This window comes from Streptomyces sp. NPDC002467 (assembly GCF_042889825.1).
Lineage (GTDB): Bacteria > Actinomycetota > Actinomycetes > Streptomycetales > Streptomycetaceae > Streptomyces.
The window spans coordinates 75,629-98,880 of sequence record NZ_JBIARJ010000025.1; the positions used below are offsets into that span (position 1 = coordinate 75,629).

The 23,252-nt window shown below is 71.5% G+C and carries 21 protein-coding genes and 2 tRNA genes; 9 read left to right on the forward strand and 14 right to left on the reverse strand.

Annotated elements, in window-relative coordinates:
* Positions 1–72: 72 nt before the first annotated feature.
* A complete protein-coding gene (locus tag ACFYYJ_RS36340; protein WP_385128512.1) occupies positions 73–1,044 on the forward strand; it encodes a helix-turn-helix domain-containing protein in 972 nt (323 codons plus the stop codon).
* Between the two features lie 81 nt (positions 1,045–1,125).
* Here ACFYYJ_RS36340 and def read toward each other — a convergent pair whose 3' ends face one another.
* From def to ACFYYJ_RS36385, 9 genes are all read right to left on the reverse strand, one after another.
* The gene (gene def, locus ACFYYJ_RS36345) at positions 1,126–1,761 is read right to left on the reverse strand and encodes a peptide deformylase (protein ID WP_385128513.1); all 636 of its coding nucleotides are present in this window, start codon (positions 1,759–1,761) and stop codon (positions 1,126–1,128) included.
* A 78-nt stretch (positions 1,762–1,839) separates the two neighbouring features.
* Positions 1,840–3,813, reverse strand: a complete 1,974-nt coding sequence (locus tag ACFYYJ_RS36350) for a zinc ribbon domain-containing protein (protein ID WP_389138614.1) — start codon at positions 3,811–3,813, stop codon at positions 1,840–1,842.
* 171 nt (positions 3,814–3,984) lie between these two features.
* Positions 3,985–4,992: a tetratricopeptide repeat protein gene (locus tag ACFYYJ_RS36355; protein WP_385363988.1), complete on the reverse strand. Its 1,008-nt coding sequence runs from the start codon at positions 4,990–4,992 to the stop codon at positions 3,985–3,987.
* Positions 4,993–5,123: 131 nt separating this feature from the next.
* Positions 5,124–6,407, reverse strand: a complete 1,284-nt coding sequence (locus ACFYYJ_RS36360) for an HD-GYP domain-containing protein (RefSeq protein WP_385363989.1) — start codon at positions 6,405–6,407, stop codon at positions 5,124–5,126.
* Entirely contained in the window at positions 6,404–7,978 is a 1,575-nt protein-coding gene (locus ACFYYJ_RS36365) for an HD-GYP domain-containing protein (protein ID WP_389138619.1), read from the reverse strand. The genes ACFYYJ_RS36360 and ACFYYJ_RS36365 overlap by 4 nt, the downstream gene beginning before the upstream one ends.
* Positions 7,979–8,169: 191 nt before the next feature.
* Positions 8,170–8,475: a mycothiol system anti-sigma-R factor gene (gene rsrA / locus ACFYYJ_RS36370; RefSeq protein WP_385128518.1), complete on the reverse strand. Its 306-nt coding sequence runs from the start codon at positions 8,473–8,475 to the stop codon at positions 8,170–8,172.
* Complete coding sequence (locus ACFYYJ_RS36375; RefSeq protein WP_030709911.1) at positions 8,472–9,116, reverse strand: sigma-70 family RNA polymerase sigma factor; 645 nt, start codon at positions 9,114–9,116, stop codon at positions 8,472–8,474. Before ACFYYJ_RS36375 ends, rsrA begins: the two co-directional genes overlap by 4 nt.
* A 267-nt stretch (positions 9,117–9,383) precedes the next feature.
* Positions 9,384–10,022: an alpha/beta family hydrolase gene (locus ACFYYJ_RS36380; RefSeq protein WP_385128519.1), complete on the reverse strand. Its 639-nt coding sequence runs from the start codon at positions 10,020–10,022 to the stop codon at positions 9,384–9,386.
* A 45-nt stretch (positions 10,023–10,067) separates the two neighbouring features.
* Positions 10,068–10,886, reverse strand: coding sequence for an SOS response-associated peptidase (locus tag ACFYYJ_RS36385; protein ID WP_385128520.1), 819 nt, complete (start codon positions 10,884–10,886; stop codon positions 10,068–10,070).
* Positions 10,887–10,939: 53 nt separating this feature from the next.
* On the opposite strand from ACFYYJ_RS36385, the gene ACFYYJ_RS36390 reads away from it, so the two are divergent.
* The 4 genes from ACFYYJ_RS36390 (at position 10,940) to ACFYYJ_RS36405 (ending at position 14,512) form a co-directional block, all read left to right on the forward strand.
* Positions 10,940–11,653, forward strand: a complete 714-nt coding sequence (locus ACFYYJ_RS36390; RefSeq protein WP_385128521.1) for a M50 family metallopeptidase — start codon at positions 10,940–10,942, stop codon at positions 11,651–11,653.
* A 64-nt stretch (positions 11,654–11,717) separates the two neighbouring features.
* A complete protein-coding gene (aroA, locus tag ACFYYJ_RS36395) occupies positions 11,718–13,079 on the forward strand; it encodes a 3-phosphoshikimate 1-carboxyvinyltransferase (protein ID WP_385128522.1) in 1,362 nt (453 codons plus the stop codon).
* 10 nt (positions 13,080–13,089) lie between these two features.
* Positions 13,090–14,100, forward strand: a complete 1,011-nt coding sequence (gene rsgA / locus ACFYYJ_RS36400; protein ID WP_385128523.1) for a ribosome small subunit-dependent GTPase A — start codon at positions 13,090–13,092, stop codon at positions 14,098–14,100.
* 88 nt (positions 14,101–14,188) lie between these two features.
* Positions 14,189–14,512 (forward strand): multidrug efflux SMR transporter, encoded by a 324-nt coding sequence (locus tag ACFYYJ_RS36405; protein WP_366678933.1) that lies wholly within the window; start codon positions 14,189–14,191, stop codon positions 14,510–14,512.
* Here the strand turns inward: ACFYYJ_RS36405 and ACFYYJ_RS36410 are convergent.
* Complete coding sequence (locus ACFYYJ_RS36410) at positions 14,478–15,017, reverse strand: TetR/AcrR family transcriptional regulator (protein ID WP_389138623.1); 540 nt, start codon at positions 15,015–15,017, stop codon at positions 14,478–14,480. The genes ACFYYJ_RS36405 and ACFYYJ_RS36410 overlap by 35 nt on opposite strands.
* A 124-nt stretch (positions 15,018–15,141) precedes the next feature.
* Between ACFYYJ_RS36410 and hisN the strand changes: the two genes are divergently transcribed.
* The 3 genes from hisN to ACFYYJ_RS36425 all read left to right on the forward strand — a co-directional run bounded on the left by hisN (position 15,142) and on the right by ACFYYJ_RS36425 (position 17,046).
* Entirely contained in the window at positions 15,142–15,945 is an 804-nt protein-coding gene (gene hisN, locus ACFYYJ_RS36415) for a histidinol-phosphatase (protein ID WP_385128525.1), read from the forward strand.
* A 133-nt stretch (positions 15,946–16,078) separates the two neighbouring features.
* Positions 16,079–16,474 carry a cyclic nucleotide-binding/CBS domain-containing protein gene (locus ACFYYJ_RS36420; RefSeq protein ID WP_389138625.1) on the forward strand — a complete coding sequence of 132 codons (396 nt, stop codon included), beginning with the start codon at positions 16,079–16,081 and terminating at the stop codon, positions 16,472–16,474.
* A gap of 155 nt (positions 16,475–16,629) precedes the next feature.
* Positions 16,630–17,046, forward strand: coding sequence for a Fur family transcriptional regulator (locus ACFYYJ_RS36425; protein ID WP_385128527.1), 417 nt, complete (start codon positions 16,630–16,632; stop codon positions 17,044–17,046).
* A gap of 113 nt (positions 17,047–17,159) precedes the next feature.
* Here the strand turns inward: ACFYYJ_RS36425 and ACFYYJ_RS36430 are convergent.
* From ACFYYJ_RS36430 to ACFYYJ_RS36445, 4 genes are all read right to left on the reverse strand, one after another.
* Positions 17,160–17,233: transfer RNA gene (locus tag ACFYYJ_RS36430), tRNA-Met, on the reverse strand.
* Between the two features lie 206 nt (positions 17,234–17,439).
* Positions 17,440–19,311, reverse strand: a complete 1,872-nt coding sequence (locus ACFYYJ_RS36435) for a sel1 repeat family protein (protein WP_385130832.1) — start codon at positions 19,309–19,311, stop codon at positions 17,440–17,442.
* A 215-nt stretch (positions 19,312–19,526) separates the two neighbouring features.
* Positions 19,527–19,600, reverse strand: a tRNA-Met gene (locus ACFYYJ_RS36440).
* A 63-nt stretch (positions 19,601–19,663) separates the two neighbouring features.
* Positions 19,664–22,546, reverse strand: a complete 2,883-nt coding sequence (locus ACFYYJ_RS36445) for a UPF0182 family protein (protein ID WP_385365834.1) — start codon at positions 22,544–22,546, stop codon at positions 19,664–19,666.
* Positions 22,547–22,676: 130 nt separating this feature from the next.
* On the opposite strand from ACFYYJ_RS36445, the gene ACFYYJ_RS36450 reads away from it, so the two are divergent.
* Entirely contained in the window at positions 22,677–23,246 is a 570-nt protein-coding gene (locus tag ACFYYJ_RS36450) for a PPA1309 family protein (RefSeq protein WP_385130835.1), read from the forward strand.
* Positions 23,247–23,252 lie beyond the last annotated feature (6 nt).

Here is a 23,252-nt window from a genome sequence, read left to right on the forward strand (position 1 = left end):
CTCGCGAGAGCGGCCGAAACCGGACAGTGGCAGGACTGTCATGAAAGAGCGAATTACTGCCACACTGGAGCCATGCCTCTGAACAACGTCGCCGTGGCCGTGGTCAACGGGGTCGCCCCCTTCGAACTGGGCATCTTCTGCGAGGTCTTCGGGATCGACCGCAGCGCCATGGGCCTGCCGGTGTACGACTTCGCCGTCTGCGCCGTCGAGGACAATCCGCTGCCCGTCGGCGACGGCCACTTCGCCCTCACCCTCCCCCACGGGCCCGAGCGGCTGGAGGAGGCGGACCTGATCTGCCTGCCCGCCGACCGGGAGGCCGCCACCCGCGACTACCCCGAGGCACTGCTGGCAGCCCTCGACCGGGCGGTGGCGCGGGGCGCGCGCCTGCTGAGCGTGTGCAGCGGCGCCTTCATGCTGGGTGCGGCCGGGCTCCTCGACGGGCGGCGCTGCACCACGCACTGGATGCACGCTCCCGCCCTGACGCGCCGCTACCCGCGCGCCCTGGTCGACCCCGACGTGCTGTACGTGGACGAGGGCCAGATCATCACCGCGGCCGGCACCGCCTCCGGAATCGACGCGTGCCTGCACGTCGTACGGCAGGAGCAGGGCGCCGAGGTGGCCAACACCATCGCACGGCGGATGGTCGTACCGCCCCACCGCGACGGCGGTCAGGCCCAGTTCATCCAGCGGCCGCTGCCGCGCACGGCCTGCGACACGGTGGGCGAGGTGATCGCGTGGATGGCCCGCCACCTGGAGGAGGAGATCACCGTCGAGCAGCTGGCCGAGCGCGCGCACATGTCACCGCGCACCTTCGCCCGCCGCTTCCTCCAGGAGACCGGCACCACGCCCTACCAGTGGGTGCTGCGGCAGCGGGTGCTGCTCGCCCAGGAATTGCTGGAAACCACCGACGAGACGGTCGACGCGATCGCCGGCCGCTGCGGCTTCGGCAACGCGGCCGCCCTGCGCCACCACTTCCTGCGGACGCTGGGCACCACCCCGAACTCCTTCAGGCGCGCCTTCCGCGGCCCCCGGGCCGTCGCCTGACCCGGCTGCGTCCGACCGGCTGCGTCGGACCGGACGCGTCCGGCCGGATACGTCCGACCGGATCGCGGCGGGCCGTCGCCGTCAGTCGTTCGGAACGGTCTCGTAGCGCGGGGTGCCCTCCGCCATCTGCCGCAGGGCGTCCTTGCGGTCCCGCTTCGAGAGCCGGTCGATGTACAGGTACCCGTACAGGTGGTCGGTCTCGTGCTGGAGGCAGCGCGCGAAGTAGCCGGTGCCGCGCACCTTGATCGGGTTGCCCTGGGCGTCCTGACCGGTGACCTCGGCGTAGTCCGGGCGGGCCAGCGAGGCGTAGGCGGTCGGGACCGACAGGCACCCCTCGTTGGAGTCGTCCAGGACCCGGTTGCCCGCCGGCAGCTCCACCAGTCGGGGGTTGACCACGACACCGGTGTGGCGCACGCCGTCGTCATCGGGGCAGTCGTAGACGAAGACCTTGGCGTCCACGCCGATCTGGTTCGCGGCCAGGCCCACGCCCTCGGCCGCCTTCTGGCTCGCGAACATGTCGTCGATCAGCCGCGCCAGTTCGTCGCCGAACTCGGTGACGTCCTTGCACTCGCTGTGCAGGACCGGGTTGCCGACGACGGTGATCGGGCGGGCGGTTCCGCGCTCACGGTGGGCGAGCTCGCGCTCGGCACAGTCCTCCGTGTCCACGACGTACCCGTCGTTCACGCTCTCGACAACCTCGTTATCCTGCTGCGACATGTCCGCCGTACGCCTTCCGTAAGTCCAAGTCACCGATGGTCGCCGATGGCCACCGATGTGCCCGTACAGCGTCTCAGATCAGCTGAGTAATCCCGAGCCGGACTGGGTGTCCGGTTCGAGGATGTGTTCCCACCGTGGTGGGGTGGCGTGGGCGTGGAGGTGGAATCCCGCGCCCAGTGCTGCCCCCTGGGGCCGGTGTCGGCCGGTGGTGGGTGTGCTGATCGTTGTCACGTCCTGGTGCCGGTGGGCTGCGCGGGGCAGTCGTGGCCGGTCCGTGTGAACGGGTCCCTCCGGACGCTTGCCCGCCGGGCCCGAGGACCCGACAGGGGAGGGTGTCCGACGTCGCCTGGGCGTCGGACGGGTTGCCTGGTGCCGGGTGGGCCCGGTCTTGGACCGGTCCCGGCTGGTCTTCGGCGTGGTCGGAGTGATGACCGCGCCCGCCTCGAGTGTGTCCACAACCGTACGAATGGCCAGGTCGCCTGTGGTGCGGTCGCAGACGGTTTTGGTCTGGTGGGTGAGCCCGCGTGATGCGATGCGCCGCCAGGCGCCCTGATCTCGGTCGCCCTGCCAGGAACAGGCGGGGCAGATGGCCCACTTCCAGCCGGGCCCGGTGGACCGGTCGGGGTCTTTGCGGTGCCGTAGCGGGGAGAGGCACTGCGGGCAGTGCCTGGAGGTATTGCGCGCGGGGACGGTGACGACGGCTATACCCGTCTCTGCGGCCAGATGCCGCATGCGGTCCACGATCTGCCTGCGTACCTGCTGGGACATGCGCGTGTTGAAGGTGCGGCCCATGCCATGGGCTTCCATCGAGCGGAGGTCTTCGACGTAGATGACGCTCGCCCCGGCGGCGATGGCCTGGTCAACCGCCCACCGGGCGGCGGCCCAGGCCAATGCACCGTTGAGGTTCGACCGGCGTGCACAGACCCGGCTGATCTCCTCGCTCAGGACGGTATGTTTGGCGGCCAAGACGTGCTGCTCGTCTCCGGCTGTGAGCCGCTGGTAGCGGCCAGTCCTGGTGTGCAGATGCTCGGACAGTCGGCGTAGCCGGTGCTGTTTGGCGAGGACACCGGCCGCCCGGAACATGCCCCCGGCCCCGAGTGCGGTGATCCGCCCGTCCTCGTGGAGACGGGCCGCGCCCGCACTGAGCAGGGTGTTCAGACCCCAGTCCACACCGAGCGCGACCGCATGCCCGCTGCGGGCCGTTTTCGGCACCGCGTGGGTAAAGGCGAGATCGGCGCGGACACGCCCCTGGTGCAGGCGGAGGGTGGGCAGGTGCAGCACCGCGCCTGCGGGGATCGTAGGCGGCAGCTTGATGGGGCAGGACACCCACGTCCAATCGCGGTACGAACGTGGATCGGGCCGGGTCGGGAGCTGCAAACGCAGCAGCGCACGGCCCGGCGCATCCGCCCGTTCGATGATGGCCTGCTGCCCGTCACAGGCCGACAACAGCAGCAACCGCGCCGCCTTGGGCGTGCTCTCCGCCTCAAACACGTCAACAGGCATCCGGTCGTGCTCTTTGATGAACGCGGCGATCTGACGGGTACGGGAGCTGATGACGCTGGACGGCTGATGCTGCCCGCCCGGCACCGCCGCGCGTACCGCGTGCCACTCCTCCGAAGTCCGCTTCCCCGGGTCGGCGGGCCAGGTCGCAAGTACCCCGGCGGTCAGGTCGGCACGCCACTTGACCGACCGCAGCAAGCGGCCGGCCTGCTCCTGCGCCATGCGAACGATCCGGTCATTGACCCGAACATGCTCGGGCGGCGCAGCAGTCCAGCCCAGACGACGCAGCGCCATCCAAGCGTTCGATGGCAGCGTCCTGCCCCCGCCGTCCTCCCCCGACGCGAGCATTCCCACATCGGCTGCATTCCAGTGCGCGGCCAGAAGCGCGGCGGACATGCCAGAGACCAGATCGGCTGCCCAGCCGACACGCTCCGCCAACACGGAGATCGTCAGCAGTTCACCGGTCTTCTCATCCACACCCGTCCGCAGCAGGCCAAGGGCGCAAACAGTCCGGGTGGTTTCGCCCTCGGCGACCGGAATCTTCCGTCCCACCGTTCACCCTCATGCCGCCGATGCTGTCATCCGATCAACGACACCGCTCACGAAAGGTCACCCATTCGACCCACGAACTCAGATCCGCCATCCAAACGGCACGAACACCATGACGAACACGCACACGATCGCTACGGATCCCTGAGGTACTACCTGGCCTACGGCCCCTGCTCAGCAGACTTCTTCGAGATCCCGCCACTCCCGGGTGTCCGGGCTGTCCGCGACCCAACCGTCGAGCAGACCGCGCACCAGACCGGGCGGGGCCGCGATGCCGCATTCGCGTTCGGGCACCCACAGCGAACCCGAACCGGCCGTACGGTGCCCCAGCGGGCCGGGGTGCCCCGGCTCGCTGTGGTCGTGCGGATCCAGGTGCTCGCCGTCACCCTCGTCGCTCGGCATCTCGCTCTCCGAGCAGGTCCGGCACAGCAGCCGCACCGACGAGGACCAGTCCTCGGCGGCGAAGCCGGCGTCCGCTGCGAGCTGCTCCAGCGCGTCCCGGTCGGTCTCGCTCGCCGCTTCCAGGAGCACCACCCAGGTGGGCACGGGCGACGGCGCCCACAGCTCGATCTCGTCGAAGACGGGGTAGGAGGGGCCGGCCGCGGTGATCCGCTCGCCGTGCGGGACCCCGTCGTGCAGCACGACCTCGCCCCAGCGCCGCCCCGAGGACGGCAGCGGGATGGAGAGGACCTCCAGCCGGGCCGGGTCCAGCCTGCGGCCCCAGACCACCTCGGCCTCACCCTCGGGCGAGAGGCGGACCGCGGCGCTGCCGAGCTCCATGCCGACCGGCTCGCCACTGTGCTTGCCGTTGCCCGCGCCGGCGTGGGCGTCGCCGGGCACCTTCAGCCCGTACGCCTGCCAGGCCCGCCGGGCCAGCGGCCAGTCCTGGAGCGCGGTGGCGGCGATCCCGACGTTCCACCAGTCCGGGGCGCCCGTCTCGCGGTCCAGCAGGGCCACGGCGCGCAGCCCGGCGGCCCGGGCCTGCTCCCAGTCGTGCCGGAACTTGTGGAGCAGCGCCAGGTTGAACCAGGACTCGGACAGCCAGGGTTCCAGGTCCGCCGCCCTGGTCAGGAGCGCACCCGCGTCCTCGTACCGACCGTCGCCGATCAGCGTGAACGCGCGGTCGGTGGCCTGCCGCCACGAGGCGGAGGGCCTATGCCGTACCTTCCCGAAGATCCTCACGATTCCCGCCTGCCTGGGGGCACCTCCCAGCGGTGGCTGGGGGACTCTGGTGCAGCCTTGCCGACACTCTCACGGTCGCTCTTACTGGCATCCAACCATGCCCACTCGGACGGCCGCTCATTACCCATGGGTTACCCCGGTGGTACAGGAACAACTCTGTCACGTCCACCCCTGGCCAGAACCCTCGCCAGGCACTCCACGACCTCCGGTTGGTAGTCCCGCCCGGTACCCAGCCGCAAGTGCTCCAGGGCGGCCAGTGAGCCGCCCGGGTGACGGCTCCCGCCCACCGCGCCCGTGAGGTCCTCGTACGCGTTCGCCACGCGCACGATCCGCGCGGCGACGGGCTGCTCCCGGTACGGGTCGGCCTGCCGCTCCACCACCACGGCGACCTCGACGGGCACCCCGGTCTGGCGGGCGACCTCGCCGCCCAGCTCGGCGATCCGGCGGGCCTCGGCGGCGGGCAGCTCGGCCGTGGCCCCGGCGGGGACCGGGTCGACGAGGGAGAGCTGCCCGATGTCGTGCATGAGCGCGGCGTACTCCAGCACCGTGAGCTCCCGCTCCGACAGGCCCAGCTCCCGGCCGACGGCGCAGCTCAGGGCCGCGACCCGGCGGGAATGGCCGGGCCGCGTGTAGCCGGCGATCTCGGTGGCGCGGGCCAGGGAGGTGATGGTCTGGCGGTAGGTGGTGCGGATCGCGGCGATCCGGTGGAAGGAGAGCTGGGTGAGCAGCAGGGGCACGCTGAAGACGGGGATGGCCCACAGTCCCGCGACGGCCACGCCCAGCGCCACCACGACGCCGGTGGCGCAGATCGCCGCACCGATGCCCAGCTGGGCCCTCAGCTCGTCGCGCAGCAGGGGCCCGTACGGCCAGCCGGTGCGGGCCCCGGCGAGCGCCGCGGCGAGCACGGCGTCGCACAGGGCGGTGAGGCCGAGCAGACAGAGCAGGAAGACGACGAGGTACGGGCCCTGGCCGCCCCACTCTCCCAGTCGGCCCGAGTTGTAAAGCGGCTGGAAACAGACGGCGGCGAAGGCGACGGTGAGGACCCGCCGGGAGAGGTGGTCGAGGGCGGGGCTCCGGCCGCGGGCGACGTGCGGGACGATCCCGGCGAGCGTGGCCGCGACGACGACGGCGACCGCCTGGAGCACTCCGTGGTGGGTGGGCTGCCCGGCGTTCTGGCCGAGCAGGGCGTAGGCGAGGGCCCCGGCGGAGGCGAGGGGGGCGGGCCGGCGGCCCGCCCCCTCGTCGTGCCGGTCGGCCCACTGGTCCCTGCGGGCGAGCTCGCCGACGGTGATCAGGATGCCGAAGGCGAGGGCGGCGCCCGGCTCGTGGACCCCGTTCCACAGGGTGTGCCCGAGCGCGACGGCGGTGAGCACCGCGGCGGCCCCCCGCACGGCCCACACGGCTCCCGCCCTCACCGGGCCCCCTCCGCCCGGCTGTCGTCCGGGCCGGCCCCGGCGTCGCCGGCGCTCGGGACGGCGCCCGCTCCCCGTTTCCCCGCGACGGCGGCCGCGTGCCGGTGCAGGGAGTCCCGCGGCGCGGCCCCGCGGGACGGCAGTGCCGAGCCCTGCGCCGGGAGGGCGGCCAAGGAGGCCTGGTCCTGGTTCGCCCCTGCGGCGGTGGCAACAGCCGGGATCACCTGGAGGTCGTCGTCGGAGGTGACCACCGGGTGCCAGCCGTCGCGGCCGATCGCTTCGGCGAGGGCGTGGACCATCGCCGCGTCGAACTGGGCCCCCGCGCACCGCTCCAGCTCGGCGAGGGCGGTCGCCACCGGCCGGGCCCGACTGTAGGAGCGGGTGGAGGTCATCGCGTCGAAGGCGTCGGCCACCGCCACCACCCGGGCCAACACCGGGATCTGCTCACCGGTCAGCCCGTACGGGTAGCCGGAGCCGTCGACCCGTTCGTGGTGGTGCAGGATCGCCGCCCTGGCCTCGCCGAGGAAGCCGATGCCGCGCACCATCTCGTGCCCGTACTCGGGGTGCAGTTCGATGATCCGGCGCTCCTCCGGGGTGAGCGGCCCGTCCTTGCGCAGCAGCCTGGTGGGGACGCCGAGTTTGCCGACGTCGTGCAGGATCCCGGCGATGCGGACGACTTCGAGGCGGTCCTCGGACATGCCCAGCTCGCGGGCGATCATCGCCGAGGCCTGACCGACCCGCTCGCTGTGGCCGCGGGTGTAGCGGTCCTTGATGTCGACGGCCTGGACGAGGGCGCGGATGGTGGCCCGGTGGGCGGCGCGCTCGCGGTGGTACTGGGCGAAGACCCAGCAGGAGATGTACATCGGCAGCAGCACGAGCAGTGCGGCCGGGAGCCCGTAGGGGCTGCGCCACATGACGGCCATCATCAGTCCGGCGAGGCCGTGGACGCAGTGCGGGGCCAGGGACCGGGTGAGCAGGCCGCGCCAGGCCGTGGCGGCCGGACGGCGTTCCGCGGCGGCCAGGATGACCCCGTCGAGGGCGGTGAGCACCAGGCAGAAGGCGGCGGCCGCGACCGCCGCCGGGAGCAGTACGTACGGGAAGTCGGCGACCCAGACGGGAGGCCCGGCCCAGGCCCCCGAGGCGCCCGCGGCGATCGGGTCCGTCCGCGCCGGCCCGCCCAGGGCGGCGGGGCCGCGCAGCAGCCCGTACGCCTGCCCGGCGGTCCAGGCGGCCATCGAGTGCTGCGCCCCGTGCCAGACGCGCCGCACCCAGGCGGGTCGTTGGACCACGGTGCCCGCGAGTCCGCCGGGCAGCGCCACGAGCGCGGCGGCGGCGGGCGGGAGCAGGAAGACGGCGGCGAGCAGTACCGGGAAGAAGGCGCCGATGCCCTCGGGGACGCGGCCGCCGAGCAGCGGGCAGAACTTGACGAGTTCGCAGCCGAGGTAGAGGACGGCGAGCGTGGCCACGGCGGGCCAGGGCGTGGCGGAATCGGTGAAGGCGGGCACGAAGCACGCGGCGGCACCGAGGACGGCGCACAGGATGTAAACGCGCGCCGCCGGCGGAAGTACCCGCATGGCGCTCTCCTCCCCTGTGCCGTGCACGCCCGGTACCAAATCAAACCAGTACCGATTGGGGAGAATAAGTGGGGCCCCTCGCGCAGTGGGCCACATTTTCGGATTGCGCCGAGCGGGCGCCCCCGGATTAACACCTTCGGGTGAACGAAGTGCCCTTCCGGGGGCGGGTGTTCAAACGACGGGCGGCCCGATCAGCCCGTGACGGGATTGTCCGCCGTGACGTCGTGTTCGGGTACGGCCTGCCCCGATCTGATCAGCTCGATCCGGCCCATCACCTTCGACCGCAGGTCGGTCGGCACGTCGTCCGACCCGCAGCACCGCTTGACCAGCTTCTTCACGGCCTGCTCCAGGCCGTACTTCTCCAGACAGGGATTGCACTCGCCGAAGTGTGTCTCGAACTTCGTGCAGTCACTGTCGGGCATCTCGTGGTCGAGGAACTCATAAAGGTGGTCAAGCACCTCAGAGCAGTCCGTCTCGTGCGGCTCTCCGCAACTCATGAGCCCGAGCCTTTCCGGTCGTTCGACTCTCCCGCGCCGGCGGGTACCAGCCCGCGCTCACGGGCATAGTCCTCCAGCATTCCGCGGAGTTGACGGCGGCCACGGTGCAGTCGCGACATGACCGTACCGATGGGTGTACCCATGATGTCCGCGATCTCCTTGTACGCAAAGCCCTCTACGTCGGCAAGATAGACCGCGATGCGGAACTCCTCCGGAATGGCCTGGAGCGCTTCCTTCACATCCGAATCGGGCAGGTGGTCGAGCGCCTGCGATTCGGCGGACCGCAGACCGGTCGACATGTGCGATTCGGCGCGCGCCAGCTGCCAGTCCTCGATCTCCTCCGCGGCGCTGCGCTGGGGCTCGCGCTGCTTCTTGCGGTAGGAGTTGATGAACGTGTTGGTCAGAATGCGGTAGAGCCACGCCTTCAGGTTGGTGCCCTCGCGGAACTGGTGGAAGGACGCGTATGCCTTCGCGTACGTCTCCTGGACCAGGTCCTCGGCGTCGGCCGGATTGCGCGTCATGCGCAGCGCGGCCGAGTACATCTGGTCGAGGTAGCCGAGGGCGTCCCGTTCGAAGCGCGCATTGCGCTCCGGGGTCGTCTCCTCCGCGTGGCCTTCGTCGGTCCCAGCGACAGGACCCACCTCCTCCGACAGCGTGGCGGCTCCGAAAGCGGATCCGCTCGAATCGGAGAATAGTCGACCTTCCCGGCCCTCCGCCGCCCGAAGCTCACTGCGCTTGGGCCCCGGCAGAACCGTCCAGTCCAGGTCAACGGCATGCGTCCGGCTCTGGCTGATGACCTGGGTCATGCGCTCCCTCTCCTCCGACGATTTCCCGTACGTACCGACATCCGGCACAACAGAAGGGCGGGGCGACGCATTCCCGCACGGGGGACGGGTTTCGGCCGGATCTCACACGGGGAGCGCCCGGAGCCATTCCCCGACCGCCGCGGTGATCATCGCGAGGGCCTCGTCCTGGGAGACGTCGGCCTTCTTCGGTACGGCGAATCCGTGATCGGCGCCGGGGATCCGCACGAGCGCGTGCTCTCCCTCCGGGAACTCCTCCGGCCGCCCGAAGGGGTCCCGGTCGCCCTGGACCACGAGGGTGGGCCGCCCGGCCCCGGTGAGCTCCTCGGCGCGGGACTTCTCGGGCCGGCCCGGCGGGTGCAGCGGGAAGGCCAGCGCCAGCACCCCGGCCGCGCCCAGTTCGGAGGCGGTGCGGCAGGCCACGCGGGCCCCGGCGCTGCGGCCGCCCGCGACCACCGGCAGCCCGGGCGCCGCGAGGACCGGCCACAGCCCGCGCCACCCCTCGTCCAGGACCTTGGGCGCGGCGGCGACCTTCTTCCCGGCGACCCGCCAGGGCTGTTCCACGAGGGCCACGGTGACGCCGAGGGCGGGCAGGGCGGCGGCGAGCGCCCGGAGGTCGCGGGCCTCGATGCCGCCGCCGGCGCCGTGGCTCACGGCGAGCACGAGCTTCGCCTCGGGAGTGGTGTGCCAGGTGATGCGGGCCTCGCCCGCGGGGGTGTCCACGCTCTCGGTACGGGTGCTCATGGCTCCCATCCTGGCCCAGACCCGCCCGCGGCGGCGTGGCCCGGGTCAGAAGAGCGTGCCCTCCTCCGGCGCGGCCAGCTCCACCAGCAGCTCCGGCCCGTTGTTCCGTACGTTGCTCGCGGCGGTGGAGACCGGGTAGGCCCGCATCAGCCCGCCCGGCGGGGGCGCGAGGAGCCCTTGGAGCGAGCCCTCGGTGTCGGTGTTCGCCGGGTCGAGCCAGGCGTCCCAGCGGTCCGGGGTGAGCATGAGCGGCATCCGCGGGTGGATCTCGGAGAGCGAGCGGGGCCCTTCGGCGGGCGCCACGCCCAGCGGCGTGGTCTCGGCCTCGGTGGTGATCACCGAGCAGGTGGCCCACCAGGCGAGGGGGTGCCGGTCGGGCAGGGTCCGGTCGCGCCAGAACTCGTATATCCCGGCCATGGCGAAGACGGAGCCGTCGGAGGGGAGGACGAAGTAGGGCTGCTTGCGGGCCCGCTTCTTCTTCCCCTCCACCTCCAGCTGCCGCTCGTCGTGGGCGGTGACCCACTCGTAGTACCCGTCGGCGGGGACGATGCAGCGGCGCTGGGCGAAGGGGCGGCGGAAGGAGGGCTTCTCCGCGAGGGTCTCGGAGCGGGCGTTGATCATCCGGGCGGCGCCGTCGGGGTTCTGGGCCCACGAGGGGACCAGGCCCCACTTGAGGACGCGCAGCTGGCGAACCGGACCGCGCTCGGGTGCGTCCTTCAGAGGACGGTCGAGGACGACGTGGACCTCTTTCGTCGGCGCCACGTTCCAGTCGGGGGCCAGGGTCTCGGCCGGCTCCCACCGCTCGATGCCGAACGCCTCCACGAGTTCCTCGGGCGCACGCCCGGCTGCATACCTTCCGCACATGGCTGCCACACTGCCATGTCGCTCGAACAAGACCACGAGGAGTCCGCCACTTCATGGACAGCAGCACGATGGCCGGTCTGTGGGACCGGCTCACGGGTATACAGACGGCGCCCGACCGGTGGTTGGTCATCGCGACCGGAGTGGTCGCACTGCTCGCCGTGGGGTACGGACCGGTGTGGCGGGTGCTGCGCAACGCGGTGACCATCGCCCACGAGGGCGGCCACGGGCTGCTGGCCAAGCTGACCGGGCGCCGCCTCGACGGGATCCGGCTGCACTCGGACACCAGCGGGGTCACCCTCAGCTACGGCAAGCCGACCGGCGTCGGCATGGTCCTGACCGCCGCGAGCGGGTACACGGCGCCCTCGCTGCTCGGCCTCGGCGGGGCACTGCTGCTGTCCGCGCACCGGATCACTCTGCTGCTGTGGGTGGCGACCGCCCTGCTCGCGGTGATGCTGGTGAAGATCCGCAACGCCTACGGGGTGCTGACGGTGGTCCTGACCGGCGCCGCGTTCGTGCTGGTGTCCTGGCTGGCCCCGGCCGAGGTGCAGGCCGCGTTCGCGTACGGGGTGGTGTGGTTCCTGCTGATGGGCGGGGTCCGGCCGGTGTTCGAGCTGGGGGCCAAGCGCCGGCACGGGGGCGCGCCGGATTCGGACGCGGACCAGCTCGGGCGGCTGACGCATCTGCACCCGGTGGTGTGGCTGCTCTTCTTCCACGTCGTCGCGCTGTGCTCGCTCACCGGCGGCGGGCGCTGGCTTCTCGGCCTCTGAGACGGTCCGGCCATGGCGCCGTGATCAAGATCCGGGGACCTGTGGAGCCACTAAAGTGGGGGCCATGACCGAGACCCCCGCGCTTCCCGCCCTCTGGCCCGCTCCGCTCGCGGAAGCGGCCGTCCACGCCACCGTCACGGTGCCGGGGTCCAAATCCGTCACCAACCGTGCCCTGGTCCTGGCCTCGCTGGCCGCCGAGCCGGGCTGGGTGCGCCGCCCGCTGCGCTCGCGCGACTCCCAGCTGATGTCGGACGCGCTGCGCGCCATGGGCGTGGGCATCGAGGAGACGGTCTCCTCCAGCTCCGCGGGCGACGGTGACAGCGGCGAGGCCTGGCGCATCATCCCGGCGGCCCTGCACGGCCCGACCACCGTGGACGTCGGCAACGCGGGCACGGTCATGCGCTTCCTGCCGCCCGTGGCGACCCTCGCCGACGGGGACATCCGCTTCGACGGCGACCCGCGCTCCTACGAGCGTCCGCTCGGCCAGGTCATCACCGCCCTGCGCACGCTCGGCGCCCGCATCGACGACGACGGCCGGGGCGCGCTGCCGATGACCGTCCAGGGCGGCGGGGCCCTGGAGGGCGGCACGGTCGAGATCGACGCCTCCAACTCCTCGCAGTTCGTCTCGGCGCTGCTGCTCTCCGCGCCGCGCTTCAACCAGGGCGTCGAGGTCCGGCACGTGGGCGGGAACCTGCCGTCGATGCCGCACATCCGGATGACGGTGGAGATGCTGCGCGCCGCGGGCGCCCAGGTCGACACCCCCGAGGCGGGCGGCGAGAAGGACGTGTGGCGGGTCGCCCCCGGCGCCCTGCTGGGCCGCGACATGGTCGTCGAGCCGGACCTCTCCAACGCCCAGCCGTTCATGGCCGCGGCCCTGATCACCGGCGGCACGGTCACCATCCCGGACTGGCCGCGCCGCACCACGCAGCCCGGCGACGAGCTGCGCCGCATCTTCACGGAGATGGGCGGCTCCTGCGAGCTGACCGACGAGGGCCTGGTCTTCACCGGCACCGGCAAGATCCACGGCATCGACGTGGACCTGAGCGAGGTCGGCGAGCTCACCCCGGGCATCGCGGCGGTCGCCGCGCTGGCGGACTCGGAGTCGGTGCTGCGCGGGGTCGCGCACCTGCGTCTGCACGAGACGGACCGACTGGCCGCGCTGACCAAGGAGATCAACGGCCTCGGCGGCGACGTCACCGAGACCGAGGACGGCCTGCACATCCGCCCGCGCAAGCTGCGCGGCGGTGTCTTCCACACGTACGACGACCACCGGATGGCCACCGCGGGCGCGGTGATCGGCCTGGCCGTGGCGGGCGTGGAGATCGAGAACGTGGCGACGACCGCGAAGACCCTGCCGGACTTCCCGAAGATGTGGGCCGACATGCTCGGCCAAGCTCCGCGAGGCACGACGGGAGCGGGAGCGTAGGGGCCCCGTCATGCGCAGGTACGGCAAGCACACCGACGAGGACGACATCCGCCAGCGCCCGAACCCCAAGGGCAACCGGGCCAGGACGAACATCCGGCCCAAGCACGAGGACGCCTCGGAGGGTTTCGTCCTCACCGTGGACCGCGGCCGGCTGACCTGCCTGGTCGAGGACCGCACGGTCACCGCCATGAAGGCCCGTGAGCTGGGCCGCAAGGCGGCGGTGGTCGGCGACCGGGTGTCACTGGTCGGTGATCTGTCCGGCAAGAAGGACACCCTCGCGCGGATCGTGCGGATCCAGGAGCGCAAGTCCGTCCTGCGCCGCACGGCGGACGACGACGACCCGTACGAGCGGGTGGTCGTCGCCAACGCCGACCAGCTGGCCATCGTCACGGCCCTGGCCGATCCGGAGCCGCGGCCCCGGATGATCGACCGCTGTCTGGTCGCGGCGTACGACGCCGGGCTGGAGCCGCTGCTGGTGCTCACCAAGTCCGACCTGACCTCCGCGGACAAGATCCTGGAGATCTATTCGACGCTGGGTCTGAACTACGTCGTCACCAACCGCGAGGAACTCGCGACGGGCGATGCCGCCGAACGGGTCCGCGAGCGGCTGAACGGCCGGATCACCGCTTTCGTCGGGCATTCGGGCGTCGGCAAGACCACCCTGGTGAACTCCCTGGTCGCCGAGGGCCGCCAGCGTGCCACCGGGCACGTCAACGCGGTGACCGGTCGCGGCCGGCACACCACAACCTCCGCGCTCGCGCTGCCGCTGCCCTCCGGGGACGGCTGGGTCATCGACACCCCGGGCGTGCGTTCCTTCGGCCTGCACCACGTGGACCCGTCCCGGGTGATCCTGGCCTTCCCGGACCTGGTCGCGGGTACGGAGGAGTGCCCGCGCGCCTGCAGCCACGACGAGCAGGACTGCGCGCTCGACAAGTGGGTGGAGGACGGTCACGCGGATCCGGCGCGGCTGTACTCGCTGCGGCGGCTGCTGGAGACGCGGGAGCGCCGCGAGGGCGACTGAGCCGGCGGGGTTTGCCTGACGCGGTGCCTGGTAAATGCATAATCCCACCAAGTGACAGGACGTCACGTGACGCGGGGAGGCATTCGCCATGGCGTGGCTGCTGGTCGTGGTCGCCGGACTACTGGAGACCGGTTTCGCGGTCTGCCTCAAGCTGTCCCACGGGTTCACCCGGCTGTGGCCCACGATCGCCTTCGCCTGTTTCGCGCTCGGCAGCTTCGGCCTGTTGACGCTCGCCCTGAAGAAGCTGGACGTGGGCCCGGCGTACGCGGTGTGGACGGGCATCGGCGCGGCCGGCACCGCCATCTACGGCATGGTCTTCCTCGGCGACCTGGTCTCCACCCTCAAGCTGGTCTCGATCACCCTGGTCATCCTCGGGGTCATCGGGCTGCAGCTCTCCGGCTCCGCGCACTGAGCAGGGCGAGCAGCTCGGCCGCCCCCGGCTCCTCCCCCGGGGCCACCACGTACGAGAGGGCCAGGCGCACGGCGAGTTCGCACCGGCGGGCGTCCTCGGCGGGCATGAGCGCCGCCGCGGCCCGGTCGCGCACCGCCCGGGTCAGCTCACCGGGCCCGGGCCCACGGCCCGGCACGGGCAGGTCAGGGTCCCAGAACCCGGTCAGCAGGGCCCGTACGAGGGGATGCGCACGGGCCGCCCGTAAGGTCCACTCCGCGACCGCGGCGAGCCGGTCCGCCGTTCCACCCGGGGCGGCGAGGGCCCGGTCCACGCCGTCGAGGTACCGGTCGGCCTCCAGCCGGACCAGGGCCCGGCCCAGGCCCCCCTTGTCGCCGAACTCGTTGTAGAGGCTCTGCCGGGACACCCCGGCCGCCGCGGCGACATCGACCATCTTCACGGCCGGCCACGGGCGCGCGGCGAGGGCCGCTCCCGCCGCCTCCAGCAGGGATTCCCGGGCCGCCGGCATCGTCGCCTCCCCCGTTTGGCTCCTCAGCCAGAGTTGACGGGGCGACAGATCCTGTCAAGGGCGCCCGTGGGCCGCACTGTGGACCTCGTTCGCCGGGCCGCGGCGGTCTCGATACTGTTCGGGCATGCCCGAGTATGACGATGACCTGCGCCTTGCCCTCGAACTCGCCGACGCTGCGGACGCCACCACGATGGAGCGGTTCCGCGCCCTCGACCTGAAGGTCGAGACGAAGCCGGACATGACCCCGGTGAGCGAGGCGGACAAGGCCGCCGAGGAGGTCGTCCGGGCCGGCATCGAGGCCGCGCGGCCCGCCGACGCGATCCTGGGCGAGGAGTACGGCCTCAAGGGCGGCGGCCCGCGCCGCTGGGTCGTGGACCCGATCGACGGCACGAAGAACTACGTGCGCGGGGTGCCCGTCTGGGCGACCCTGATCTCCCTGATGGAGGAGGGCGCCGACGGGGTGTTCCGCCCGGTCGTCGGCGTGGTGTCCGCACCGGCGCTGGGGCGCCGCTGGTGGGCGTCGAAGGGTGGCGGCGCCTTCGCGGGCGGCGCGCTCGGCGAGACCACCCGGATCGGCGTGTCCAAGGTGGCGGGGCTGGGTGACGCCTCGTTCGCGTACTCCTCGCTGAGCGGCTGGGAGGAGCAGGGCCGGCTCGAAGGGTTCCTGGACCTGACCCGCGCCTGCTGGCGTACGCGCGCCTACGGCGACTTCTGGCCGTACATGATGGTCGCGGAGGGTTCGCTGGACCTGTGCGCCGAGCCGGAGCTGAACCTGTGGGACATGGCCGCCATCGCGGCGGTGGTCGAGGAAGCCGGTGGCCGCTTCACCAGCCTGGACGGCGTGGACGGGGTGCACGGCGGGAACGCCGTGGCGTCGAACGGGCTGCTCCACGAGGAGATGCTGGAGCGGCTGCGCCCGCGCGCCTGAGCGTGCCCCCTTGATGACACTGCGTTGTCGTGGGAATGTGAGAATCCTCCGCTTGTGCGCTTGTGAACCCTTTCTCTAGGGTTCCGGCGCACCCCACCCAGGCGGAGGGACTCACCAGGAGGTGGCTCTCTTCATGCTCGTCCGTGACGCCATGAGCACCGTGATCCTCACCCTCGGACCCGCCCACACCCTCCGGCAGGCAGCCTGCCTGATGTCCGGCCGGCGCATCGGCGCGGCCGTAGTCCTCGACCCCGACCACAGCGGAATCGGCATCCTGACCGAACGCGACATCCTCAACTCGATCGGCGCGGGGCACGACCCCGACCGGGAGACCGTGAGCGCGCACACCACCAACAACGTGGTGTTCTGCACCCCTGACGCCACCCTTCAGGAAGCCGCCGAGGCCATGGCCCACGGCGGCTTCCGGCATCTGATCGTGCTGGAAGACGGCGGCCCGGTCGGCATCGTGTCCGTGCGCGACGTCATCAGGTGCTGGACACCCGGCCGACGGAGCGCGGTTCCCGCCTGACGCGATCGACGCCGGGCCGGAACCCCCGAAAGGGGGCTCCGGCCCGGCACTTCGCCCCTCCACCCCACATTGGACATCATCCAAATCAAGTATGCGTCCAAGATCGCAGCGCTTCGGGAGTTACACCAGGTCACCGCACTGTTAGGCTGACGTCCATGAGTGACCTGCTGGAACGACTCCGCGGACGCGGCTGGCGCATGACGGCGCAGCGGCGTGTCGTGGCCGAGGTGCTCGACGGTGACCACGTGCACCTGACGGCCGACGAGGTGCACGCGCGCGCCGTGGTCAAACTGCCCGAGATCTCCCGGGCGACCGTCTACAACACGCTGGGCGAGCTGGTCACCCTCGGCGAGGTCCTGGAAGTCGCCACGGACCGCCGCGCCAAGCGGTACGACCCGAACGCCCACCGGCCGCACCAGCACCTGGTCTGCGCCCAGTGCGGCGCCATCCGCGACGTCCACCCGGCGGGCAACCCGCTGGCCGACCTGCCGGACGCGGAGCGCTTCGGCTTCGTCGTGTCGACGGTCGAGGTGACGTACCGCGGGATCTGCCCGAACTGCGCGGGCGCCTGAACCGCACGGAAAGGGCCCGTACCCCCGCGGGGGTACGGCCCTTTCTTTCCGGTCTTGGCATACGGAAACGACTCAGGGCCCGGATCCATGGGATCCGGGCCCTGAGCCTTCAGTAGCGGGGACAGGATTTGAACCTGCGACCTCTGGGTTATGAGCCCAGCGAGCTACCGAGCTGCTCCACCCCGCGTCGGTAAACACGACTTTACGTGAGGCCACCCAGCAGATGCAAATCGCTTAACCGAACTCCGTCCGATCCAGCCCCGGCGGAGGCGAATGCCGCCTCCGCCGGCGTTTGAGGCGCGGGGGTCCGGGGGCTGGCCCCCGGCAACGGCGCCGCACTCGGACGGCACAGCGGACCACGCCAAGGAGTACGGCCGAGCCCCCGGCACGGGGTCACGCCGAGAGCTCCTCCGCCAGCGCCTCCCGCAGCCGCGCCGCCCGCTCCGAGACCTCCGCCGGGCCCAGCTCCATCGCCCGGACGCACCACTTCTGGCCCTCCGCGAGGTCCCCGTGCCGGGCCGCCAGGAGGCCCAGCCGCAGCGCGGCCCGTCCGTGGCCCGCCACCGCCGCCCGGGTCCACCACAGCGCGGCCTCCGGCTCGCTCCCCTCGCGGGCCAGCAGCAGTCCGAGGTTGAACGCACCGTTGCGGGAGCCGGCCTCGGCCGCCTCCCGGTACCACCGCGCCGCCACGTCCGCGTCACCGCGGGCGGAGGCCAGCATGCCGACCCGGACCTGTGCCCGGCGGTGGCCCAGCTCCGCGGCCCGCTCGTACCATTCCTCGCTCTCGGTCCGGGCGGACCCGCCCACCGGCTCGCCGAGCGCCACCGGCTCCGGCGGCGGGGCCAGCGACTCCAGCAGCGCGGCCAGCCGGAAGGCCGCCTCCGCGCTGCCGCCGCCCGCCGCGCACCGCAGGTGCCGTTCCGCGGCCCGCTCCTCGCCGTCCCGCACCAGCGCGATCCCGACCTGGAGCGCCGCGTCCGTATGACCGGCCGACGCCGCCCGCTCGTACCACTTCAGCGCCGTGCGGTCCTCGTCCCGGCTGGCGAAGAGGATCCCGAGGTTGAAGGCGGCGTCGACGCTGCCCGCTTCGGCCGCCTTCGAGAACCACGGCTCCGCACCCGCCGCGTCGCCGCCCTGGAGCAGCAGGATGGCCAGCGCGTTGGCGGCCTCGCGGTGCCCGGCGTAGGCCGCGCGCCGGTACCACTGCTCGGCCTGTGCGGTCCGGTCCTGCGCCACGCACAGCAGAGCGAGGTTGTACGCCCCGTTCTGGTCACCCGCGTCCATGGCCGTCCGGTACCAGCGTTCCGCGGTCTCGGTCTCGCCCCGGGCGGCGTGCAGCGCTCCCAGCGCGTTGGCGGCGTTGCCGTCGCCGTCCTGCGCGGCACGGTGCCACCACGCGGCCGCGCTGTCCTCGTCGCCGGCGTCGCGCAGCAGGAAGCCGAGCGCGCAGGCGGCCCGGGCCTCGCCCTGCTTGGCGGAGGTCAGGTACCAGCGGCCCGCCTCCTTGAGCTCCCCGCGGGCCTCCAGCAGCGCTCCCAGGTGCAGCGCGGCACGTCGGTGTCCGCGCGCGGCGGCCTGCCGGTACCACTGCTCGGCCTCCGCCGGGTCGCCCTTGCGCAGGTGCCGGGCCAGCCGGTAGGCGGCCTCGCGGTGGCCCTGTTCGGCGGCGGCGCGGAACCACCGCTCGACCCCCTTGTCCCCGCGGTGCTCCAGCAGGTCGGCCAGTCCGTACGCGCCCAGCGCATGGCCGGATTCCGCCGCCTGCCGCATCCAGTACTCGGCGGCGGGCTCGTCGCCGCGCTCGCGGAAGTGGCGGCCCAGGGCGTGCGCGGCGGGCGCGGATCCGGCCACGGCCGCGACCCGCCACCAGTCGGCGGCCTCGTCCGGGTAGCCCCGCTGGTGCAGCAGCACGCCGAGGTTGTTGGCGGCGGCCCGGTCCCCCTCGCCGGTGGCGCCGCGCAGGTAGGGCTCGGCGCCGTCCAGGTCGCCGCGGCGCAGCAGCAGCGCCCCGAGCACGCTCATGGCGCCGGGGTCCCCCTTGTCGGCGGCGACCCGGTGCCGGGCCTCCAGCTCTGCGTCGCTCGCGGCGTCGACCTCCCCGAACACGTCCTCCGCGCCGTGCCTGTCCAAGAACTCCGCATCGGTCCGCGCGGTCCGCGCGTCGGCGGCCCGAGCCGCCCCCTTGGCCCCCGTGGCCGGTTCGGCTTCCGCCCTCGCAATCCGCCCTGTCTCCAGCAGAGTTGGCCTGTCCCCCATGAATCCCATCGTCGCATCACCTGCTACCCGCGTACACCTGGTATGTCGCAGCCAGTGAGGTCACTACAGCGTTTTGTCGACATGCCCACAGACCGCTAAGTCAAACACGGTCCTGCCCCAACTCACCCGCCCCAGCTACCGCGTGTCCATCCCCGTACATATCCGGGGCATATCCCGGACATGACGAAGGCCCGGATCCATCGGATCCGGGCCTTCGTCTTCAGTAGCGGGGACAGGATTTGAACCTGCGACCTCTGGGTTATGAGCCCAGCGAGCTACCGAGCTGCTCCACCCCGCGTCGGTGAAACCACAGTATCACGACGCGGGACGAAGCCGTTACTCCTTGATCACGAGCCGCCCGTCACTGCCCGGCCGGCTTGGGCGCCGTCAGCTTCGCCTCCGCGTCGACCGCCCGCTTCAGCGCCGCCTTGATCTCGTCCTGTGCCTTGCCGAAGGCTGCCCAGTCGCCGGCCTGCCTGGCCTTCTCGGCGTCGTCGATCGCCTTCTGCGCGTCGGCGAGCGCCGCCTTGACCGTCGGGTCCTGGTTGGTGCCGGTCGGGGGCTGCTCCACGGTTCCGTCGCCCGGCGTGGTCTTCGGGGGCGTCGCCGCCTCGGCACCGAACACCACGTTCAGCGCCTTCTCCAGCGTGTCCTCGAAGGCGGTCTGGTCCCCGTAGGTCACCAGGACCTTCTTCAGCTGCGGAAACTTGAGGCCGCCGCCACGCACGTACACGGGCTCGACGTAGAGCATTCCCTTGTCGAGCGGGACCGTGAGCAGGTTGCCGTACTCCACCTGGGAGTCGCCACGGCTCAGGATGTTGATCTCCTGGGCGATCTCCGGCTTGGAGTTGAACCTCGCCTGGACCAGCTTGGGACCGTCCACCGGGTTCGCGGTGGGCGTCTTCAGCAGCTGGATCTTGCCGTAATCGGCGGTGGTGGGATCGGCGTTGACCGCCATGAAGGCGCTCAGGTTGTCCCGGCCGTTCGGCGTGAGCGTGGTGGTGAGCGAGAAGGCCTGGTTGGGGTCCTTCTGACCCGGCATCTTCATGGAGAGGTAGTACGGCGGAACCGCCGTCCCCGCCTTGGTCGTCGGGTCGTCCGGCACCGCCCAGACCTCGCTGCCGCTGAGGAAGGTCTGCGGGTCGGTGACGTGGTAGCGGGTCAGCAGCTCGCGCTGGACCTTGAAGAGGTCCTGCGGGTAGCGCAGGTGCTCCATCAGGGCCGGCGAGATCTCCTTCTTGTCCTTCACCGTCCCGGGGAAGGCCTTCATCCAGGTCTTGAGGACCGGGTCCTTCTCGTCCCACTGGTACAGCTTCACCGTGCCGTCGTAGGCGTCGACGGTGGCCTTCACCGAGTTCCGGATGTAGTTGACCTGGTTCTCCTGGGCGACCACGGCGCGCTGGGAGTTGGTCAGCGAGTCCGTCGTGCTGTCCCCGAGCCGGGTGCGGGAGGCGTAGGGGTAGCCGTTGGTGGTGGTATAGGCGTCCACGATCCACTGGACCCGGCCGTTGATCACCGCCGGGTAGACGGCTCCGTCGATGGTCAGCCACGGGGCGACCGCCTCGACCCGCTCCTTGGGCGTGCGGTTGTAGAGGATCTTCGAACCGTCGCCGATGGCCCCGGAGTAGAGGATCTGCGGCTCGCTGAAGGCCAGGGCGTACGCGGCCCGGTTGACCGGGTTGTCGAGCTTGACCCCGCTGTTGCCCTCGTAGGTGGTCTCCTTCTCACCCGCGTCGTTGGCGTAGTCGAGCTCCTTCTGCGGTCCGCCGACGATCGAGTACTGCTTCGTCTGCTCGCCGTAGTAGATCCGCTGCTCGTACTTCCCGAGGTCGCCCGTCGAGGGGAGGCCGGACTCGGTGAACGAGGGCTGGCCTCCCGGGGTGACCTCGGTGCCCTTGGCCGCGACCACGCCGTACCCGTGGGTGTAACGGAAGTGGTCGTTGATCCAGTTGTTCTTCGGGACGCCCGCGAGGTTGATCTCGCGGAGCCCGATGACCGTGTCCTGGCCCTTGTACCGGTCGACCGCCAGCGTGGCCGGGAAGCCGTAGTAGCCCTTGTTCTGCTGGAGCTGCTGGAAGGCCGGGGAGACGATGTTGGGGTCGAGGAGGCGGATGCTCGCCGTGGTGTTGGCCTCCTGGCGGAGCACCTTCTTGTCGGCCTTCGGGTCCGGCAGGCCCGCGTACTCCGTCACGGACGCGTCGGCGACCCCGTAGGCGTCACGCGTCGCCTTGATGTTCTTCTGGACGTACGGGGATTCCTTGGCCTGCTCGTTCGGCTGGACCTGGAACTTCTGCACGATCGCCGGGTAGAGCCCGCCGATCAGGATCGCCGAGAGCACCATCAGGCCGAAGCCGATCACCGGCAGCTGCCAGGTGCGGCGCCACAGCGTCGCGAAGAACAGCAGGGCGCAGATCGCGGCGATGGCGACGAGGATCGTCTTCGCCGGCAGGTAGGCGTTCGCGTCGACGTACCGCAGACCCGTCCAGTTGTCGGCGGCCTTGAAGTCGCTGGACTTCACCGCCAGCCCGTACCGGTCGAGCCAGTACGCGACGGCCTTGAGGCCGACGAAGAGGCCGAGCAGCACCGACAGGTGCCCGGTCGCGGCGGCGGTGGCCCGGGCGCCCGGGCTGGTCACGCGCAGCCCGCCGTACAGGTAGTGCACGACGGCCGAGGCGATCAGCGACAGCACGACCGCGGCGAAGCCGAAGCCGAGCAGGAAGCGGTACCAGGGCAGGTCGAAGGTGTAGAAGGACACGTCCATGTGGAACTGGGGGTCCTTCGTGCCGAAGGGCACCCCGTTCACGTACATGAGCCAGGTCTTCCACTGGCCGGCCGCGGAGGCGCCCGCGATCAGGCCGACGAGCACGGCGATGCCGAGGAGCAGCCACTTCTTGTACGGGGCGATGCTCATCCGGTAGCGGTCGAGGCTCTGCTGCTCCATCGACATCGCGCTGAGCGGCGGCCGCAGCCGGTGCGCCAGCCAGATGTTGAAGCCCACGGCCCCCGCCATCAGCAGGCCGAAGACGGCGAATAGGCCGATCTTGGTCCACAGGGTGGTGGTGAAGACCGTCGAGTACTTCACGGAACGGAACCAGAGCCAGTCCGTCCAGAAGCCCGCGAACATGATGAAGAGCATGGCCAGGACGGCCAGCACGCCCAGGGTCATGAGCAGAGTCCGGGCTCGCCGGGAGGGGCGGCCGACTCTCATCCGTGGCCCGGAAGGGCCTCCGCCGCGGTCCGGCATCTGGAAAGCCAAGGTCCACACCTCGAAAGTCGCTGAGTCTGGTATTAACGGGGCCCCCGATCGTAGAGCCCACTCTTGCAACTTACTGAGGCTTTAGTCAGTTCCCGGTATCCGCCGGAAAGGAGGCAGGATGTTGTCCATGTCCAACGTTTCGCCTTCCCCCGGCACCCCGATGGCGGCCAGCCCGCTCACCCGTGCCTGTCTCGAGATCGACGAGTACGCGGCGGGCCTCGGCTGGGACCAGCCCGCGCGGCTGTTCGCCCTCGTCGACACCGCCAGGCTCAAGAAGCAGGAGCCGCGTCTGGCGAGCCAGCTCGGTCTCGACCAGGATGACGCCGGCAACACCTCCCTCACCCCGATCGAGCAGGACAAGCTGCCGGTCGGGACCCCCCTCGACAAGTTCCTGGGCACCGTCGCCTGGCCCGACGCGGTGGTCGGCTGCGCCCTGACGGTGGAGCGGCTGATGCTGCCGCCGTCCGCGGAGGCCTCCGTACCGGAGGGGCTGAGCGACAAGCAGCTGTCGAAGTGGGTCGCCGGTCACCCGGAGCGGCAGGAGGTGCGCCTCACGGTGGCCGTGCTGCGGGACGGCACGCGCGAGTCGGCCGTACGCCTGCGGGAGAAGGACGCCTCGACCGAGGTCCTCACCGGCGGCGGGCTGGTACCCGGGCTGGCCGAGGCGCTGGCGGCGACCTTCTCCTGAGCCGTG